The organism is Mycobacterium sp. E2462, assembly GCF_001672685.1.
Lineage (GTDB): Bacteria > Actinomycetota > Actinomycetes > Mycobacteriales > Mycobacteriaceae > Mycobacterium.
Genome location: NZ_LZKC01000288.1, coordinates 1 through 16176 on the forward strand (window position 1 = coordinate 1; position 16176 = coordinate 16176).

Below are 16176 nucleotides of genomic sequence, written 5' to 3' on the forward strand. Positions count from 1 at the left end.
GCATGCGTCCGCAGCCGCAGGCGCGCTTAACGAAAGCCGCTGCGCCACAGACTGTTCCGGCCGATGCTGCGCGCGGCCCATTGTGACGACCGCGGCGCATACCATGCAGGTCCGCACCACAGTTACCGTCCGGCGCAGGAAATTCCCCGAATCGCGCACGTTTTGGCCGCCGCGCGCGGCATCCGGCTCCTCGCCTTGACAGCCCCTCGGCCGTGGGTAAGTTGGTCGCATAGTTGTCAATACAACCCTTCAGCGAGTCATGAGCTTAGAACAAGGAACGGGGCCGCCGCCTTTGCCGGCGGCGGGCACCTACGACGTCGAGTGCAGCGACACCCGGCGCGCACCAACCGATCCCGCCGGATATTGGGCCGATCACGTGTGCGCCAATCACGGCTCCCTGCATTTCCGATTCTCGAACCCGCCCGCCTTCGCGGCCCGCACGGTGGTGCAGCAGAGCGCCGACTACCGCGTCGTCGACTTCTGGTCCGACGGGCTGCACTACTCCAAGACCGCGGCCCACGTGCGCGCCGACGGCGACCTGGGCAACATCTTCTTCATCGGCAGGCGCGGTGTGCTCGACTTCGATCAGGACGGCGAACGCGTCCGCGTCCAGCCCGGCCAGGGAGTCCTGATCAGCAAATCCCGGGCCCTGCACATGCATCACCGGTGGTGGGCGCGCGGCTGGACCTTCGACGTGGCCGACGCGCGCGCGCCCGAGAGCATGCGGCGCGGTCCGGTGGTCCTGAATCTGGACCAGGGGCTCGGCGCCGTGGTCCGCACGATGATCTCGACCGTGAGCGCGCAGCACCGCAGCATGGATCACTACGCGTTCGCGCGCTCGTGCACCACCATCAGCGAGCTGTTATATGCGTTCATGCTCGACCGCGGCGCCGTCCCGGACACTCTGACCTCCGTCGAGCGGGCGGTGCGCGATTACGTCGCCGGCCACGGTTGCGAGTCCGATGTGACGCCGACCAGCATCGCGCGGTCGCTGGGTTGGTCGGTCCGGCAGATCCAGGTGGCGTTGCAGCGGGCGGGCACCACCACCAGCGAGCTGATCCGCACGACGCGCGTCACCCGCGCCGCCGAACTGCTCGGTCAACCGGAGCCGAACAGCACCATCACCGACATCGCGTTTGCGAGCGGTTTCCGTTCGATGACGACGTTCGAGGTCGCCTTCAAACGCCACTACGGGGTGACGCCGCGGGAGGCCCGAGCGCTCGCGCGCGAGGGCGTCGACTTCCGCGGGCCGGCCTAGAGGATCGCCCTGCGCTCCTTCGCCTTTGCGATGTCGTCCCAGTCGACACCAAGCTCCAGCAAGATCTCCTCGGTGTGCTGCCCGTGCTCCGGCGCCCGCGCGGGAGTCGGCGAGGTTTCGTCGAACTGAACCGGCGCGGCGACCAGCCGTACGGCTCGCCGCGGTCGTCGACGTTGGTCACCACGTAGCCATTGGGCTCGACTGCGGGTCGTTGAGCGTCTCCCGCGGCGTCGCCAGGGCACCCCAGACGCCCGGCTCGTCGGCGAGCACCCGCTGCCAGTGCGCGAGTTCGTGGCGGGCGAACGCCGTCGACAGCAATTCCGTCGCAGCCGCCGCGTTGGCGATCAGGTTGCTGGACGGCACAAACATCGGTGGCGAGCTCCGCCAGGCCCATGCGTGCGCAGAACCCCGCCCAGAACTTGTCGGGCTGCACGAACACCAGTTGGATCCATCGGCCGTCGCTGGTCCGGTACCGGTTGACGAGCGGGTTGATGGCCAAACCGGGTGGGGCGCCCGGAATGCCGTCGATGTCAAAGAAGTCCGCGGCGCAGGCACCCTTCACCAGTCCATTCCTTGCTATTTTAGATATTCTAGCTAGTCTTGGCCACAGCGAGACCCCGGCCAGCGCAAACTTTGCATGGAAGAGATGCGATGGAGCCGACCGTTATTCCGATCGCGCGGCCCGCCGCGGCGGCCGCGTGCGGCACCGCGACGCGGGACGCCCAGCACCCGCCGCCGTGCCACAACGCCGCCTCCGGGGAGGCGAATACCCCTGTCCCACAACCACCCTCATCCACTGGCGAAGGCAGTCGGCGATGGGCAGGGTAGCCGGCAAGGTCGCCGTGATCAGCGGAGCCGCGCGAGGCCAGGGCCGTTCACACGCGCGGACGCTGGCCGCCGAGGGTGCGGACATCATCGCGGTGGACATCTGCGCGGACATCGAGACCAACGAGTATCCCCTTGCGCGGCCGGACGACCTCGAGGAGACCGCGCGGCTCGTCGAGAAGGAGGGGCAGCGCGCGGTCACGACGGTCGCCGACGTGCGCGACCGGGTCGCCCTGGCGGCGGCCATCGACGCGGGGGTGGCCGAACTGGGCCACCTGGACGTCGTGGTCGCGAACGCCGGCATCTGCCCGTTGACCGCGGGCCTGCCGCCGCAGGCCTTCGCCGACGCCGTGGACGTGGACCTGCTCGGCGTGCTCAACCTCGTGCACGCCAGCCTGAAGCACCTGCAGGCCGGCGCGTCGATCGTCGTCATCGGATCCAACGCGGCGTTCATGTCCTCGATGAACACCGGCGGCATCGACGGCGGCCCCGGCGGCGCCGGCTACGCGTTCGCGAAACTGGCTGCGGCACATTATGTGAACGATTTCGCGCTGGCCCTCGCGCGGTTCTCCATCCGGATGAATGCGGTGCACCCGACCAACGTGAACACCGACATGCTGCACAGCCCACCGATGTACCGCGCCTTCCGGCCGGACCTGACGGACCCGACCCGCGAGGACGCCGAGCCGATCTTTCCCCTCGTGCAGGCGATGCCCGTGCCGTACGTCGAACCCGAAGACATCAGCGAGGCGGTGCTGTTCCTGGCCTCGGACGCCGCCCGCTACATCACCGGGCAGCAGCTCCGCGTCGACGCCGGCGGCTTCCTCAAGGTCAAGCCTTGGTCGGGGGGCTGATGACCGCCGATCCAAAGAGTAGGAACGACAATCCCCTTCGGGGTGCTCGATGACCGACCAGCGCTCCCCGGAAATCCAGCGCCGCCTGTATGTGTTGCTGGCGCTGATGAAGGCCGCCGACGACCGGGCGCGGTTCGTGCCCAACCCGGCGGCGCCCAACCTCGAGGCTCAGGTGTATCCGTCGCCGGGGCGCATCGCGGCGGCGGCGCAGCGCACGCTGCAGGGAGCGAACGTCCATGGCTGACTTCGTCATTCGCATACCCCGGGTGTCGGTGGCCGTTTCCGAAGCCGAGCTGACGGGACTGCTGGTCGGCGGTGGCGAGCACGTCGAAGCAGGCACCCCGATCTACGTCATCGCGACCGAGAAGGTCGAACAGGAGATCGTGGCCGGAGCGTCGGGGACCGTGCGCTGGACCGGACGGGTCGGAACCACCTACGACATCGGCACCGAAATCGGCGTCATCACTCACACTCCGGGCCACACCGGCTAAGCGAAAGGCAGCGCGCATGGATCTGACGGAGACCCGCGAGAGGATCATCTTCGAGAAACAGGGCCCCATCGCCCGGATCACGCTCAACTGGCCGGAAAAGGCCAACGCCCAAGACCAGAAGCTCGCCGAAGAGGTCGACGCCGCCCTGCTGGACGCCGACCGCGACTACGACGTCAAGGTGCTGATCCTCAAGGCCAACGGCAAGGGCTTCTGCTCGGGGCACGCGATCGGCAACAACGCGGTGGACTACCCGGCCTTCGTCGAAGGCGCGAAGGTGATGGGTCACCCGTGGAAACCGCAGAGCGACCTGTTCGTCAAGCCCACCCTGAATCTGTGGGAGTTCTCCAAGCCGACCATCGCGCAGGTGCACGGCTACTGCGTCGGCGGCGGCACCCACATGGGCCTGACCACCGACATCGTCATCGCCGCCGAGGACGCCTACTTCTCCTATCCACCGCTGCAGGGGTTCGGGATGCCCTCCGGCGAATGCTCAATCGAGCCTTGGGTTTTCATGAACTGGCGGCGCGCCGCGTACTACCTGTTCCTGGCCGAGGTCATCGATGCCCGCAAGGCGCTGGAAGTCGGCCTGGTCAACGAGGTGGTCCCGCGCGATCAGCTCGACGACCGCGTCGAGGCCATCGCCCGGCACATCGCCCAGGCGCCGATGACCACGCTGCTAGCGACCAAGGCGAACCTCAAACGGGCGTGGGAACTGATGGGCATGCGGGTGCACTGGCAGAGCTCCAACGACCTGGTGGCGCTGGCCTCGATCAGCCGGGACGTGCAGGAGCTGATCCAAACCGTGTTCAAGGACAAGGTGTTGCCGGCCGAGCAGGCGCGGCGGCAGGCCGCGGCCGCGGCATCGTCCGACGGCGCCGCGACGCCCTGAGGCGTGACCTGCGGGTGAACATCGCCGACCACGCCACGAGCGCCGCGCAGTAGCGAACGCGACTGGCAGGGACGCGCTTGGCGAATCGTGCGAGGCGACAAAGGAACTGACGACATGGCTGTAGACACGAGCGCGCGGAGCACCGACGTGAACGGCGCGCGCCGCGACGTGCCCTGGGCGGTGCAGATTGCGGACCGGATCCCCAAGCAGCGCTATTACGACCCGGAGTTCTATCGGCTGGAGGCCGAGCTGTTGTGGCCGCGGGTGTGGCAGATGGCATGCCGGCTCGAGGAGATCCCGGGCCCGGGTGACTTCGTCGAGTACGAAATCCTCGACGACTCCGTCGTCGTCGTGCGCGTCGACGCCGACACCGTTCGGGCTTACCACAACGCGTGCCGGCACCGCGGAGTGAAGTTGGTGCAGGGCAGCGGAACTCGCCGAACGCTCGTATGCCCGTTCCACGGATGGTGCTGGGGCCTCGACGGGCGCAACACCTTCGTGGCGCGGCCCGACGCGTTCTCCGCCGGCAACATGGACGCCGCGCAGTTGCGGCTGGTCGAGGTTCGCTGCGAGACCTGGGGCGGGTGCGTGTGGATCAACCTGGACGACGGGGCGCCGCCACTGCGCGAGGCGCTGGAGCCGTTCGCGTCGACCTATGACGCGTGGCAGGTGGAGTCGCTGCGCGTCGAGTGGTGGCGGTCCTGCCGGCTTCCGGTCAACTGGAAGCTGGCGGCCGCGGCGTTCATGGAGGGTTACCACGTCCCGCAGACCCATCCGCAGTTGCTGCCGTCGGCACAGAGCGCCGCGCGACCCAGCACGGCCGCCACGGTGCATCCCGTCGTCGCCGCCAGCCTGTATTTCATGCGCACGCTGGGCAACGGCATGGGCGGCATGACCCATGAGAACGACATCCGTATCGCCGAAGGCCTGCAGCACCTCAAGCTGCCGTCCGACCCCGCCGCCGCGATGGCCGCGTGGCGCAGCGCCCTCAACGACGCCATCGTCACCTGGCATCGGGCGCGCGGCAGCGCCATGCCAAACCTCAACGACCTGGCGCGCCGCGGGATCACCGATGCGATCGGCTTCTGCTTCCCGCACTACTTCATCCTGCCGACTTACAGCAGCGCCTCGTCGTACCGCATCCGGCCGTTGGGGCCGGAGGACACGCTCTTCGAAATCTGGTCGTTGACCCGTTTTCCCGCGGACGCCTCCGCCGGCAGACCCCAGGCCCCGCAACCCATGGTGCCCGACGATCCGCGCTGGCCAGCCATCCCCGCCCAGGACTTCGCCAACCTCCCGCGCCAGCAAAAGGGCTTGCGCTCACGCGGTTTCGACTACATGCGGCTCTCCGATCAGATCGAGGGCCTGATCTCGAACTTCGAGCGCGTCATCGACGGATTTTTGGCCGGCCTGCCGCACGCCACGCTGATCCCGGGAATCCAGAAGACCAACACCACCATCGACGTGCCGATCGCCGACCTGGGCTTCGCGGGGCCGCAATGAACGCCTGGGACCACTCGGTCGACTTCGTGATCGCGGGCAGCGGCGGCGGCGGCATGGTCGCCGGGTTGGCGGCCCTCGACAGTGGCCTGGAACCGCTGATCCTCGAGAAGCAGGCGCTCGTCGGTGGCTCGACGGGCCTGTCCGGGGGCATCTACTGGTTGCCCAACAACCCGCTGATGCGCGCCGACGGCGTCACCGACTCCCACGAAGACGGCCTCGCGTACCTGGCCGACGTGGTCGGCGATGCCGGCGCGGCGTCGTCCCTCGAGCGCCGCGAGATGTTCCTCACCGCCGGCTATGAGATGACGACTTTTCTGCTGCGCAAGGGAATCCGGCTGGCGCGCTGCGCGGGATGGAGCGACTACTACCCGAACCGCAAAGGCGGCAACGCGTCCGGCCGCGCCATCGAGGGGATGCCCTTCGATGCCGCCGCTTTGGGCGAGTGGAGCGACAAGGTGCAGCCACCGTTGGCTGACAACTACGGATTCGTCGTCCTGACCAACGAGCTGCGGTCGGTTCAGTATTACAACCGGTCACCGCGGGCGTTCGCCGTCGCCGCCAGGGTGTTTCTACGCACGGCCGCGGCGCGGGCGCGGCGCCGCCGCATCCTGACCAACGGTTCGTCGCTGATCGCTCAGCTGCTCAAGGCGCTGAGCCAGCTCGGCGACGGCCACCCCCCGCTGTGGACCGACGCCGCGGTGCAGGACCTCGTCGTCGACGGCGGCCGCATCACGGGTGTCCGCCTGCGCCGGAACGGGGAATCGCTGGCCGTCGAGGCGCGCCGGGGCGTCCTGCTGGCCGCCGGTGGCTTCGGGCACAACCGCGAGATGCGCCGGCGATACAGCGGTGACCAGCCCAACGAAGGCCACTGGTCGATCGCTAACGCCGGTGACACCGGTGAGGTGCTGCAAGCCGCGATGCGGCTTGGCGCCCAGACCGATCTGCTCGACGAAGCGTGGTGGCTTCCTTCGGTATTCATCGCCAACGGCGGGGCGGTCGCCGCGTCGCTCGGCTCGGGGCGGCAACGGCCCGGCGCCATCTACGTCGACACCACCGGCCGCCGGTTCTGCAACGAGTCGAACTCCTACGTCGAGGTCGGCAAGGCGATGTACGCTCACAAGGCGGTGCCCTGCTGGATGATTTTCGACGACGGTTACGTGCGCCGGTACGTCACCAGCACCAGTCCCCTACGGCCGCTTCAGCGTTCGCGGCGGCTGCCCCCAGAGCTCATCGACAGCGGCGCGGTGTGCCGGGGCGACACCATCGCCGAGCTTGCCCACCAGATCGACGTGCCGACAGCCGAATTGACGCGCACCATCGTGCGGTTCAACCGCTTCGCCGCCAAGGGCCTGGACCCGGACTTCGGGCGGGGCCAGTCGGCGTACAACGACTGCCTGGGCGATCCGGGCTATCGACCCAATGCCGCCCTCGGGCCGCTGGACCGCGCGCCCTACTACGCGACGAAGGTGCTGCCCGCGGACGTCGGCACGTGCGGCGGTGTCGTCACGAACGAGCACGCCCAGGTCCTCGACGAGCAGGATCGGGTGATCGAGGGCTTGTACGCCACCGGGAACACGACCGCCACGGTGATGGGCCGGACGTATCCGGGTGCCGGCGCCAGCATCGCGAATTCCATGGTGTTCGGGTACGTCGCCGCTCGCCATGCCGCGGGCCGCAGGATCGCGGGCGAGATTAGCCGCTAGGCACCGGCGTCGGCGTCACCGCGGCCGACGAAATCGCGGGGCTTCAGACCCGACTGCGTGAACTCGGCGCGGCGCGCCTGCACATCGGAGGATGACGACCTTGACCTCGCGATCGCGGTCGGCCTCGCGCAGGCAGTCGTCGACCTCGGTGACCAGCACCGCGTCCTTGGTGTTGGCCTTCACGGGACGATTGAGGATGATCCTGGCGATTGGCGGCTCGCGCTCGTAGATGACCGCCTCCAGCTCGCGCCGCTCCATGCCGGTGACCTTACCCAGAAACCGGCCGCTTACTGGGCTTCTTCGGTATTTCCGCCCCGGGCGGCAAAGGCGAGGGGCGACCAAGCTCACAGTGCGGCCGTCGCGGCGATGCCCGCAATGCGGCGCAACTGCGGTAGGCTTGGGCCAGCGTTCGTCTCCACCCGAGACATCGCCACCGTCGTGGAACCGTTATTCATCGCACTGCCGCCACTTGCGTTTTCGAGCCAGCCGGCGCGTTCTGATGATCCGTGCACCCCGCACTAGCTTGTCTCGCGGCGATCGATTTTGCCCTCCGGCAATCTCGCCATCCGTGCCGATGGCCGCGCGACCGTAGTCGCGGCTTGGCACCACGATGCCTGAAAGGCACCGCACTTGACCACCCAAACAACCTTCGCCGACCTTGGCGTGCCCGTACCCATCGTCAACGCCCTTACGGCGCAAGGCATTACACATCCCTTCCCCATCCAGGCGGAGACGTTAGGCGACACGATCGCCGGTCGCGACGTGCTCGGTCGCGGAAAGACGGGCAGCGGAAAGACTCTCGCGTTCTCCATCCCACTGGTCGCCCGGCTGGCGGGGACGGCGGCACGGCCGTCGCGGCCGTCGGGCCTGGTCCTCGCACCGACCCGCGAACTGGCGACCCAGATCACCGCGACGCTGGCGCCCCTGGCGGCCGCCTGCGGCCTGCGGGTCACCACGATCTTCGGCGGTGTCACGCAAACGCGTCAGGTCACCGCGCTCAGAGCCGGCGTCGACATCGTGGTGGCCTGCCCTGGCCGGCTCGAGGACTTGATGAAGCAGCGCCTGGTCAGCCTCGACGCGGTGCAGATCACCGTGATCGACGAGGCCGACCACATGGCCGACCTCGGCTTCCTGCCGGGCGTCACCCGAATCCTCGCCGCCACCCCCAACGGCGGTCAGCGCCTGCTGTTTTCGGCGACGCTGGACAACGGGGTCGACAAACTCGTCAAGCGGTTCTTGCGGAACGAGGTGCTGCACTCCGTCGACGAGGCCAACACCCCGGTCGCCGACATGACCCACCACGTCTTCCACGTCGCCAACGCGGAGGCCAAAAAAGAGGTGGTCCACCGGCTCGCCTCGGGGACGGGCCGTCGAATCCTGTTCCTGCGCACCAAGCATCAGGCGCGGAAGCTGGCCAAGCAGCTCACCGCCGCGGGAGTGCCGTCGGTCGACCTGCACGGCAACCTTTCCCAGCCCGCCCGCGAACGCAACCTCGCGCGGTTCGCCTCCGGCGACGCGCGGGTCCTGGTGGCGACGGACATCGCCGCTCGCGGCGTGCACGTCGACGAGGTCGCGCTCGTGGTGCACATCGACCCGCCCGCCGAGCACAAGTCCTATCTGCACCGCTCCGGGCGCACGGCGCGCGCGGGCAGCGCCGGTGATGTCGTCACGGTGGTGCTGCCCGACGAACGGGAGCACGCGCGGCTGTTGATGCGCAAGGCCGGCATCAGGGTGACGCCCCAGCAGGTGACCGCCGCGTCGGAGGCCGTGCACGCCCTCGTCGGCGAGGTGGCGCCCTACCAGGCCCCGGTGGCCGTGGACACCCCACGCGAGCAGCCGCAGCCGCGAAACCCCAACGGCCAGCGGCGACGCCGTGGCGGTGTCCGATCGCCGCGCCGCGATCACGCGCCCGCCGAGCCGCGGGTGGCCACCGGCGGGGGCGCGCGCAGACCACGCGCGGAGCACCGTCGCCGTTCGTCGCGCCCGCAGGGCAGCAGCGCCTAGGCGCTGGGTCCTCGGCTGCGTGCCAGCAGCCACGCCCGGCCGTCGGCCTCGCCGGCGGCCAACGCCTCCAGATCGCCGTAGACGTCGGCCAACTCGCCGCGCGCCGCGCGATATGGACCCGGGGCCGCCCCGACCTCGCTGAGCACGGTGATCGCCAGCAGGCCGCCTGGCGCCAGTCGCTCGACGATCGCGCGGCCGAGGCGTCGGTCCCAAAACATGTGACACACAACGACGTCGGCCGGCGGCCCCGCGGGGAGGCCGCCGTCGAGGTCGGTGACTTCGAAGCGGCACCGGCCGCCCACGCCGGCGCGCCGGGCCAGCTCGCGCGCCTGACCGATCGCGACCGCGGAGATGTCCACGCCGACGACGGTCAGGCCGCGTAGCGCCAGCCACACCGAGGCCGCGCCCTGTCCGCAGGCGAGTTCCAAGGCCGCGCCCGAGGTGGGGAAACGCTGCGCGTGGCGCCGCCAGACCGCGGGCGCGGCGATCTGCCGCGCCGCGGGCGCCGCCATGGTCGCGTATCGCTCGTCCCAGCGACGGCGGTCCGCTTCGGCCATGACCGTCACTCTAGGGCCGGCACGCCAGTGCCGGGTTTTCTGGACGGGCGTCCGCAAAACCGGTTGGCCGCCGTCCCGCGGGCCGGCGCTTCGGTGACGTTTCGGCGGCCCGCGCCGCCCTACACTGGACGAGTGTCTGAAGATGCGCTCCCCCCGCCCGTCCGCGGCGAGACCGGCGGCGCCGCCCGCCGATCAGATCGACGCCCCGGGCAAACCGTCCGCAAGGTGCTCGACGCCGGCCTGGCCGAGCTGCGCGACTCGTCGTACGCGAACCTGACCATGCGCGCGGTGGCGAACCGGGCTGGGGTGTCACCCGCCAGCGCCTACACCTATTTCCCCTCCAAGAGCGCGCTGGTGGCCGCGGTGTACCTGCGCTTCCTGCGGGACCTGCCGCTGCACACCAACGTCAACGACACGACCAAGACGCGGGTCAGCGCGACGCTGCGCGACATGGCCTTGGCGGTCGATGACGAGCCGGAGCTCACCGCCGCCTGCGGCGCGGCGTTGATGGCCGACGATCCCGCGGTCCAACCGTTGCGCGAGCAGATCGGCGAGGAGGTCGCCCGGCGCATCGGGGCCGCCTTGGGGCCGGGCTGGCCACGCGCGGTGAAATCCACCCTGCAGATGACGGTCGCCGGCGCGTTGATGACCGCCAGGTTCGTCGGGTTCGACGACATCGCCGGTCGGATCGACGAGGCCGTCAACCTGATCCTGGGCGCTTCGGTGGCCTGAAAAGCCCTGCCGCCCTAGCAGTTACGTCGCGGTGACCATCGCCCGGGTGCGGGTGTCCGCGGGAAGAAACCGGCCGAACCTCTGCTTGCCGAGCACCGGCGACGGCTCGCCGGCGGCGAACGCGCGCTGGCCCGCGACCAGCACCGCGGTCACCGTGTCGTCGTTGCGGTTGACCATCCGCGACAGCCCACCGTAGGGCTCGACCGGGTTCTCGGCGTAGGCGTCCAGCGAGTCGTCCAGCTTGTCGGGGTTGATCACGACGAGGTCGGCGCGGTCCCCCTCGCGCAGGGTGCCGGCATCGATCCCGTACCACGCCCCGAGCTCACCGGTGAGCCGGTGCACGGCGCGCTCGACCGTCATGAAGGGGGCGCCACGCCGCTGCGCCTCGTACACGTGGCGCAGCAGCCGCAACCCGGAGTTGTAGAACGCCATGTTCCGCAGGTGCGCGCCGGCGTCGGAGAAACCCATTTGGACGCAGTCGCTCTGCGCCAGCTTCTTGAGGACCTCGGGGCGGTGGTTGGAGATCGTGGTGTGCCACCGCAGCTTCTCGCCGTGCTCCACCACCAGATCCAGGAACGCGTCGACGGGGTGCAGCCCGCCGCGGTCGAGTCCCACCTGCCCGAACGACTTTCCGACCACCGACGCGTCGGGGCACGCCACGATCTCGGCGTCGAAGAAGTCACGATGCCAGACGCGGGGCCCGAACCTGCTGTCGTAGTCCTTGCGGAATGCCCGGCGATATTCCTCGTCGCGCATCAGGTGGTTGCGCTCGACCTCGCTTTGCAGGTGCAAAGCGGCCGCGCCGGAGCCGAATTCCTCGAAGATGACCAGCGAGATGCCGTCGGCGTACACCTCGAACGGCACCGGCAGGTGTTGCCAGCGGAAGTCGCCACCGAGGGCGTTGACGCCGCGCGCCAGCCGGTCCATCAGGTGGATGACGAACGGAATGGCCTTGATGTCGGCCGCCGACAGCAGGCTGGTCCGCAGCCGTGGGCGGCCGATCCCCAGGGACGCCGCCAGTTGCGAGACTATGGACAGCGGGTTCTTGATGTCGGGCCCCGACTGCAGAATTTTGTTGCGCCGCCGCAGGATTGAATTCAGACGGCGCAGCTCGCGCGGGCCGGCATAGGTCGACGGCAGGGTCCGCGACCGGCACACCTCGCCGTCGAGTTTGTCGAACAGCAGTTGCTGCGAGGACATTCCGACGAAGCCCTCGTCGAGCGCCTCGTTGAGCATCGCCTCCATGCGCGCCAGTTCCGCCGCGGACGCCTTGACGTCCTTGCGGGTCGCCCGGTCCAGGCCCATCGTCGCCGCGCGCATGTCGGAGTGGCCGATGAAGGCCGCCACGTTGGGCCCCAGGTTCAGACGCTCGAGTTCGGCCACGTACTCCTTTGGCGTCGTCCACGACCGGGCGGCGTCGAGGTGCTCGATCACGTAGCGTCGGGGGATCGCCTCGACGCGCCCGAAGATGTCCCCCGCGTCGACGTTGTTCAGGTAGACGGTCGACAGCGAACACGAACCCAGCAGGACCGTGGTCACGCCATGCCGTAGCGACTCGGAAAGCTCGGGAGCACAAAGGATTTCGACGTCGTAATGGGTGTGGATGTCGATGATCCCGGGGATGACCCACTGGCCGGTGGCGTCGATGACGTCGGCGCCGGCGTTGTCGAGCGGCTGGTCGCTGACCGTGGCGACCAGGCCGTCGCGCAGACCGATGTTGCGCACGGCCGAGGCCGAGCCCGTGCCGTCGAACCAGCGCCCGTTGCTGATCACGGTGTCGTACCGCATGTTCGGCCTTTCTGACGTCAGGACGCCCGGCGGCCGACTCAAGAGCATTCGCCGCACCGCGATTCGGTGTGATGATACACACACCGTCGGCTGTCCGACCGGGCCGCGGGCCGCTGACCAGCGGCGACTGCCGCACGCGCGCCGGGCGCGCCCGCCCTGGCCGTCCGCGCGCCGCGGTCCTGGCTCGACGCGCGGTCCTCGCCTGCCTGTGGCAAGATCGCGCTGTGAAGGCGTCTCCCCTGGCCGGCCTGGCTTGCGCTGCGCTGGCACCCTTTTGGGGCCAATTCATCGGCTCCGCCCCGGCTGCGTCCGCCGACCCCTGTCCCGATGTCGAGGTGGTGTTCGCCAGGGGCACCGCAGAACCTCCCGGCGTGGGCCGCATCGGCCAGAGTTTCGTCGACACGCTCCGTTCGCACGTCGGCGGCAAAACGGTGGGCGAGTACCCGGTGAACTACCCGGCATCGACCGACTTCCCCACCGCCGTCGACGGCATCAGCGACGCGAGTTCCCACGTCGAGCAGATGGCGGCCAACTGTCCGCGGACGAAGATGGTGCTGGGCGGGTATTCGCAGGGCGCTGCCGTGGTGGGGTTCGTCACCGAAAGCGCCGTGCCGGACGGCGTGCAGCTGGTGCAGGCGTTGCAGCCGATGCCCTCCGAGGTCGCCAACCACGTCGCCGCGGTGACGCTGTTCGGCAAGCCGTCCACCCGGTTCATGGGCATCATCAACCAGCCGCCGGTGGACATCGGGCCGCTGTACGCGCCGAAGACGCTCGAGCTATGCGTGCCGGGCGACCCGATCTGCTCCGACGGCAGCAACCCGCTCGGGCACCGGCAGTACGTGGAGGCCGGCATGGTGGACCAGGCGGCCGACTTCGCCGCCGGTCGCCTGACGCGCGGCAGCTGACCCGGCCGGTCTCAGGTCAGCGGCCCTGCCGAGGTCTCGAGGACTTCCAGGGCCGCTTCGATGTTGGGGACGATCGTCGGGCCGTAGCCGGCGACCAGCTGCCCGAGCGCCCTGGCCACATGGCCACCCACGCTGCCGGCGGGCAACACCTCCTCGGCCAGGACGATGCCGTGCACGACGTGGGCGGCGCGCAACCTTTCGTCGCCGGTGACCTCGTAGCGCCACTCCCCGATCTGCACCTGCTGCGGCTGCGAGCGGAAGATGCCCCGCCGCGCCGGCGCCAGGAGGACGCCGGGCACGCCGCAGAACGCGCGCAGCACCACCCCGACGCCGCCGGGGCCGCCCAGCGCAGCCCCGATGGCCTGGCTGACGCGCTGATGATCGAAGCCCGTCATCAGTCGCTCATCGGCAACACGAGCGAGGGCGTCAGGTTCTGAGCCTCGCCGACGCGCCGCACGGCCGTGCCCGCGACGTAGAACTCGACCGTGTGCAGCCCCCACGCATAGTTCGAGATGGCGAAGTGCACGCCGACGACGCCCGTGCCGCCGTCGCGCTCGGCCTCGCTCTGCATGCGCGACATCGCCAGCTCCCGGGCCTGATAGTTGCCCTGCGTCCACTGCGGCATCTCGGCGTTGCGGCCCATCTGGCTCAACGTGCGCAGGAAGCCCTGCACCGCCACGTGGAACACGCAGTTACCCATCACGAAGGCCACGGGCGCGTACCCGGACCGCAGCAGCGTCGTCAGGTCCTGGCCGGAGAGGTGGCTGCTGAACGCCTGCCCGTTGGGCCGCCGATACGCGCCCGGTTTCGCCGTGTACCGGACCGCGGTGCCGACGGCGATGAACTCGAGGTGTTCGCCCTCGCCCTGGTGCCGCCAATCCAGCCGGACGCCCACCACCCCGTCGGCGCCCAGCGCGTCGGCCTCGGCCTGCATTCGCGACATCGCGTTCCACCGGGCCCGATACGTCGCCTCGGTGAGCACCGGTAGTTCCGACTGCTGCCTGATGCCCGAGAACTGGTAGCCGACGTGGTACACCGACACGCCCATGACCAGCTCGATCGGCTCGAATCCTGCGCCGTGCAGCAGCGCGAACTCGTTGATCGACAGGTCGGAGGTGAACACCTTGCCGGCGTGGGACAGCCGTTCGCTGGCGACAGGGTCGAGCGGGTTCGATGGCGTTGTCACGAGACCTCCTGAGTTTCCCGGATAGCGTAGGCCGCGGCCGGGCAGCGCACACCGGTAACGAGCGGCTTCGGCACGCGCCTCCGGTTCAGTCGGCGCGGGGCGCGGCGCTCACCATCGTGTGCACGTCGTCGATCGACCACGGCCCGGCGCTGTGGTGATCGCGATAGGCCAGCACGCGGGGGCTGGGCCGATCGAACCTGCCGACGAATCCGCCTGCGGCGACCAGGATTTGGCCCGTCACATCGCGGGCCAGGTCGCTGGCCAGGTAGGCGTACACCGGCGCGACGAACTCCGGCGGCGCGCTGTCCAGCGAGGCCCTCATGGTCAGCTCGTCGAGCAGCCCCCTGCGGTGCAGGTCCGCGATGTGGTCTTCGTACTCCGCGCCGGTGGACAGCCGCGTCCTGGCGCCGGGGCACACCACGTTGGCCCGCACCCCGGCGCCCTTCAGTTCCGCCGCGATGGCCAGAGTCAACGCGTTGACGGCGCCTTTGCCGGCGGGATAGCCGGTGCCGCCGTAGTCGCCCAGGAACGCGACGGAGCTGGTGTTGACGATGGCGCCCGAACCCTGGGCGGCCAGCACGGGAGCGGCGGCCCGGCAGGTGTGGAACACCGTGCGCAGGTGCGCGCCGATCAGCTCGTCGAATTCGGCCGCCGAAATGGTGAGGATGGAGGAGCCGACGGGTTCGGCGGTGCCCGCGCAATTGATCAGCGCGTCGAGCCGTCCGAACGCGCCGACACACTCGTCGACCAGCGCCCGGGCGACGGCCTCGTCGTCGGCGGGTCCCGCCAGCGCGACGGCGCGGCCACCCGCCGCGGTGATGGCGCCGACGGTGTCCCGCACCGCACCGTCGTCGCGCCCGTTGACGACGACGCCGGCGCCGAGGCTGCCCACCAGCTCCGCCACGGCGCGTCCGATTCCGCGACTGCCGCCCGACACCACCACGCCGCGACCCGCCAGCCGCCCGATCCCGGTCGCCACCATGAGCCCGAACGGTACTGCGGCGGGCCTATCGCGCCCGCACCGGACCTCTTCTGCTCGTACATCGAAGGAATTACCAACCCGCCGCGCGACAAGCCGCGGCCGACTCAGTGGCCCGATCGTTCGCTGTGGGGCCGCTCAGCCGCTAAGTTTCCCGGTCAGGGGCGTAAATCGCGCGGTGTCCCGTTCTCGAACGTTGCTGACGCCGCCGCCCAACCGGCTGTCCATGGCCCATGGCAACTGTTAAGTAAATATCAATACCTTCCGAGCGCAGAAGGGATCGCGCTCGGTGGCGCGGGCGCGTATAGTCTGCAATGAAGTCCGTTCTGGACGTGTCGCCGTTTAGCTAAAAGCGGTCAGTCAGCCGCTCGGCTACTGAGCTTGGTAGGGCTCCGGCGAAATCTCGGATCTTTGCCTCTGCTAGTTGCTGCGCGCTGATCATGTTCGCGGTCGTCTCGTGGCCGGCGATGAGCACGCCGGTGGCCAGTTGGGCGGCCGAACC

General features: G+C 69.5%; 14 protein-coding genes and 3 pseudogenes. 10 read left to right on the top strand and 7 right to left on the bottom strand.

What is annotated here, in order from left to right:
* Positions 1–259: 259 nt before the first annotated feature.
* Positions 260–1258, top strand: coding sequence for an AraC family transcriptional regulator (locus tag A5714_RS14430; RefSeq protein ID WP_082959751.1), 999 nt, complete (start codon positions 260–262; stop codon positions 1256–1258).
* On the opposite strand, the pseudogene A5714_RS27645 reads toward A5714_RS14430, so the two are convergent.
* Positions 1255–1805 (bottom strand): annotated as a pseudogene (locus tag A5714_RS27645) (CoA transferase); the annotation flags it as partial. The gene A5714_RS14430 and the pseudogene A5714_RS27645 sit on opposite strands and share 4 nt — an antisense overlap.
* Positions 1806–2073: 268 nt before the next feature.
* Between A5714_RS27645 and A5714_RS14440 the strand changes: the two are divergent.
* The 6 genes and pseudogenes from A5714_RS14440 (at position 2074) to A5714_RS14465 (ending at position 7523) form a co-directional block, all read left to right on the top strand.
* Positions 2074–2937 carry a mycofactocin-coupled SDR family oxidoreductase gene (locus A5714_RS14440; RefSeq protein WP_068286063.1) on the top strand — a complete coding sequence of 288 codons (864 nt, stop codon included), beginning with the start codon at positions 2074–2076 and terminating at the stop codon, positions 2935–2937.
* A gap of 127 nt (positions 2938–3064) precedes the next feature.
* Positions 3065–3181, top strand: a pseudogene (locus A5714_RS26140) (alpha-ketoacid dehydrogenase subunit beta); the annotation flags it as partial.
* On the top strand, positions 3174–3428 hold the full coding sequence (locus A5714_RS14450; protein ID WP_068286066.1) for a lipoyl domain-containing protein: 255 nt from the start codon (positions 3174–3176) through the stop codon (positions 3426–3428). The pseudogene A5714_RS26140 and the gene A5714_RS14450, both read left to right, overlap by 8 nt.
* Positions 3429–3444: 16 nt before the next feature.
* Positions 3445–4317 (top strand): enoyl-CoA hydratase-related protein, encoded by an 873-nt coding sequence (locus A5714_RS14455; RefSeq protein WP_068075460.1) that lies wholly within the window; start codon positions 3445–3447, stop codon positions 4315–4317.
* 114 nt (positions 4318–4431) lie between these two features.
* Positions 4432–5820: an aromatic ring-hydroxylating dioxygenase subunit alpha gene (locus tag A5714_RS14460; protein ID WP_068286068.1), complete on the top strand. Its 1389-nt coding sequence runs from the start codon at positions 4432–4434 to the stop codon at positions 5818–5820.
* A complete protein-coding gene (locus tag A5714_RS14465; RefSeq protein WP_068286070.1) occupies positions 5817–7523 on the top strand; it encodes an FAD-binding protein in 1707 nt (568 codons plus the stop codon). Before A5714_RS14460 ends, A5714_RS14465 begins: the two co-directional genes overlap by 4 nt.
* A 75-nt stretch (positions 7524–7598) precedes the next feature.
* Here the strand turns inward: A5714_RS14465 and A5714_RS14470 are convergent.
* Positions 7599–7781 (bottom strand): annotated as a pseudogene (locus A5714_RS14470) (enoyl-CoA hydratase); the annotation flags it as partial.
* Between the two features lie 372 nt (positions 7782–8153).
* Here A5714_RS14470 and A5714_RS14475 point away from each other — a divergent pair.
* Positions 8154–9527 (top strand): DEAD/DEAH box helicase, encoded by a 1374-nt coding sequence (locus A5714_RS14475; protein WP_068286074.1) that lies wholly within the window; start codon positions 8154–8156, stop codon positions 9525–9527.
* On the opposite strand, the gene A5714_RS14480 is transcribed toward A5714_RS14475, so the two are convergent.
* Positions 9524–10084 (bottom strand): bifunctional 2-polyprenyl-6-hydroxyphenol methylase/3-demethylubiquinol 3-O-methyltransferase UbiG, encoded by a 561-nt coding sequence (locus A5714_RS14480; RefSeq protein ID WP_068286075.1) that lies wholly within the window; start codon positions 10082–10084, stop codon positions 9524–9526. The two genes, A5714_RS14475 and A5714_RS14480, sit on opposite strands and share 4 nt — an antisense overlap.
* Positions 10085–10216: 132 nt before the next feature.
* On the opposite strand from A5714_RS14480, the gene A5714_RS14485 reads away from it, so the two are divergent.
* Positions 10217–10816 (top strand): TetR/AcrR family transcriptional regulator, encoded by a 600-nt coding sequence (locus A5714_RS14485; protein ID WP_068286080.1) that lies wholly within the window; start codon positions 10217–10219, stop codon positions 10814–10816.
* 21 nt (positions 10817–10837) lie between these two features.
* Here the strand turns inward: A5714_RS14485 and A5714_RS14490 are convergent, their stop codons facing one another.
* Positions 10838–12604: an amidohydrolase family protein gene (locus A5714_RS14490; RefSeq protein ID WP_068286081.1), complete on the bottom strand. Its 1767-nt coding sequence runs from the start codon at positions 12602–12604 to the stop codon at positions 10838–10840.
* A gap of 248 nt (positions 12605–12852) precedes the next feature.
* Between A5714_RS14490 and A5714_RS14495 the strand changes: the two genes are divergently transcribed.
* Positions 12853–13509 (top strand): cutinase family protein, encoded by a 657-nt coding sequence (locus tag A5714_RS14495; protein WP_369829445.1) that lies wholly within the window; start codon positions 12853–12855, stop codon positions 13507–13509.
* Positions 13510–13520: 11 nt separating this feature from the next.
* Here A5714_RS14495 and A5714_RS14500 read toward each other — a convergent pair whose 3' ends face one another.
* The 3 genes from A5714_RS14500 to A5714_RS14510 form a co-directional block, all read right to left on the bottom strand.
* Complete coding sequence (locus A5714_RS14500) at positions 13521–13904, bottom strand: DUF5073 family protein (protein ID WP_068075481.1); 384 nt, start codon at positions 13902–13904, stop codon at positions 13521–13523.
* Positions 13904–14695, bottom strand: a complete 792-nt coding sequence (locus tag A5714_RS14505; RefSeq protein WP_068075484.1) for a heavy metal-binding domain-containing protein — start codon at positions 14693–14695, stop codon at positions 13904–13906. Before A5714_RS14505 ends, A5714_RS14500 begins: the two co-directional genes overlap by 1 nt.
* 85 nt (positions 14696–14780) lie before the next feature.
* Positions 14781–15677 (bottom strand): SDR family NAD(P)-dependent oxidoreductase, encoded by an 897-nt coding sequence (locus A5714_RS14510; protein WP_068286083.1) that lies wholly within the window; start codon positions 15675–15677, stop codon positions 14781–14783.
* Positions 15678–16176 lie beyond the last annotated feature (499 nt).

What these genes read in the sequence shown, in the direction of transcription:
- A5714_RS14430 (WP_082959751.1), top strand. Translation starts at nt 260, where the DNA reads ATGAGCTTAGAACAAGGAACGGGGCCGCCGCCTTTGCCGGCGGCGGGC.
- A5714_RS14440 (WP_068286063.1), top strand. Translation starts at nt 2,074, where the DNA reads ATGGGCAGGGTAGCCGGCAAGGTCGCCGTGATCAGCGGAGCCGCGCGA.
- A5714_RS14450 (WP_068286066.1), top strand. Translation starts at nt 3,174, where the DNA reads ATGGCTGACTTCGTCATTCGCATACCCCGGGTGTCGGTGGCCGTTTCC.
- A5714_RS14455 (WP_068075460.1), top strand. Translation starts at nt 3,445, where the DNA reads ATGGATCTGACGGAGACCCGCGAGAGGATCATCTTCGAGAAACAGGGC.
- A5714_RS14460 (WP_068286068.1), top strand. Translation starts at nt 4,432, where the DNA reads ATGGCTGTAGACACGAGCGCGCGGAGCACCGACGTGAACGGCGCGCGC.
- A5714_RS14465 (WP_068286070.1), top strand. Translation starts at nt 5,817, where the DNA reads ATGAACGCCTGGGACCACTCGGTCGACTTCGTGATCGCGGGCAGCGGC.
- A5714_RS14480 (WP_068286075.1), bottom strand. Translation starts at nt 10,084, where the DNA reads ATGGCCGAAGCGGACCGCCGTCGCTGGGACGAGCGATACGCGACCATG.
- A5714_RS14490 (WP_068286081.1), bottom strand. Translation starts at nt 12,604, where the DNA reads ATGCGGTACGACACCGTGATCAGCAACGGGCGCTGGTTCGACGGCACG.
- A5714_RS14500 (WP_068075481.1), bottom strand. Translation starts at nt 13,904, where the DNA reads ATGACGGGCTTCGATCATCAGCGCGTCAGCCAGGCCATCGGGGCTGCG.
- A5714_RS14510 (WP_068286083.1), bottom strand. Translation starts at nt 15,677, where the DNA reads ATGGTGGCGACCGGGATCGGGCGGCTGGCGGGTCGCGGCGTGGTGGTG.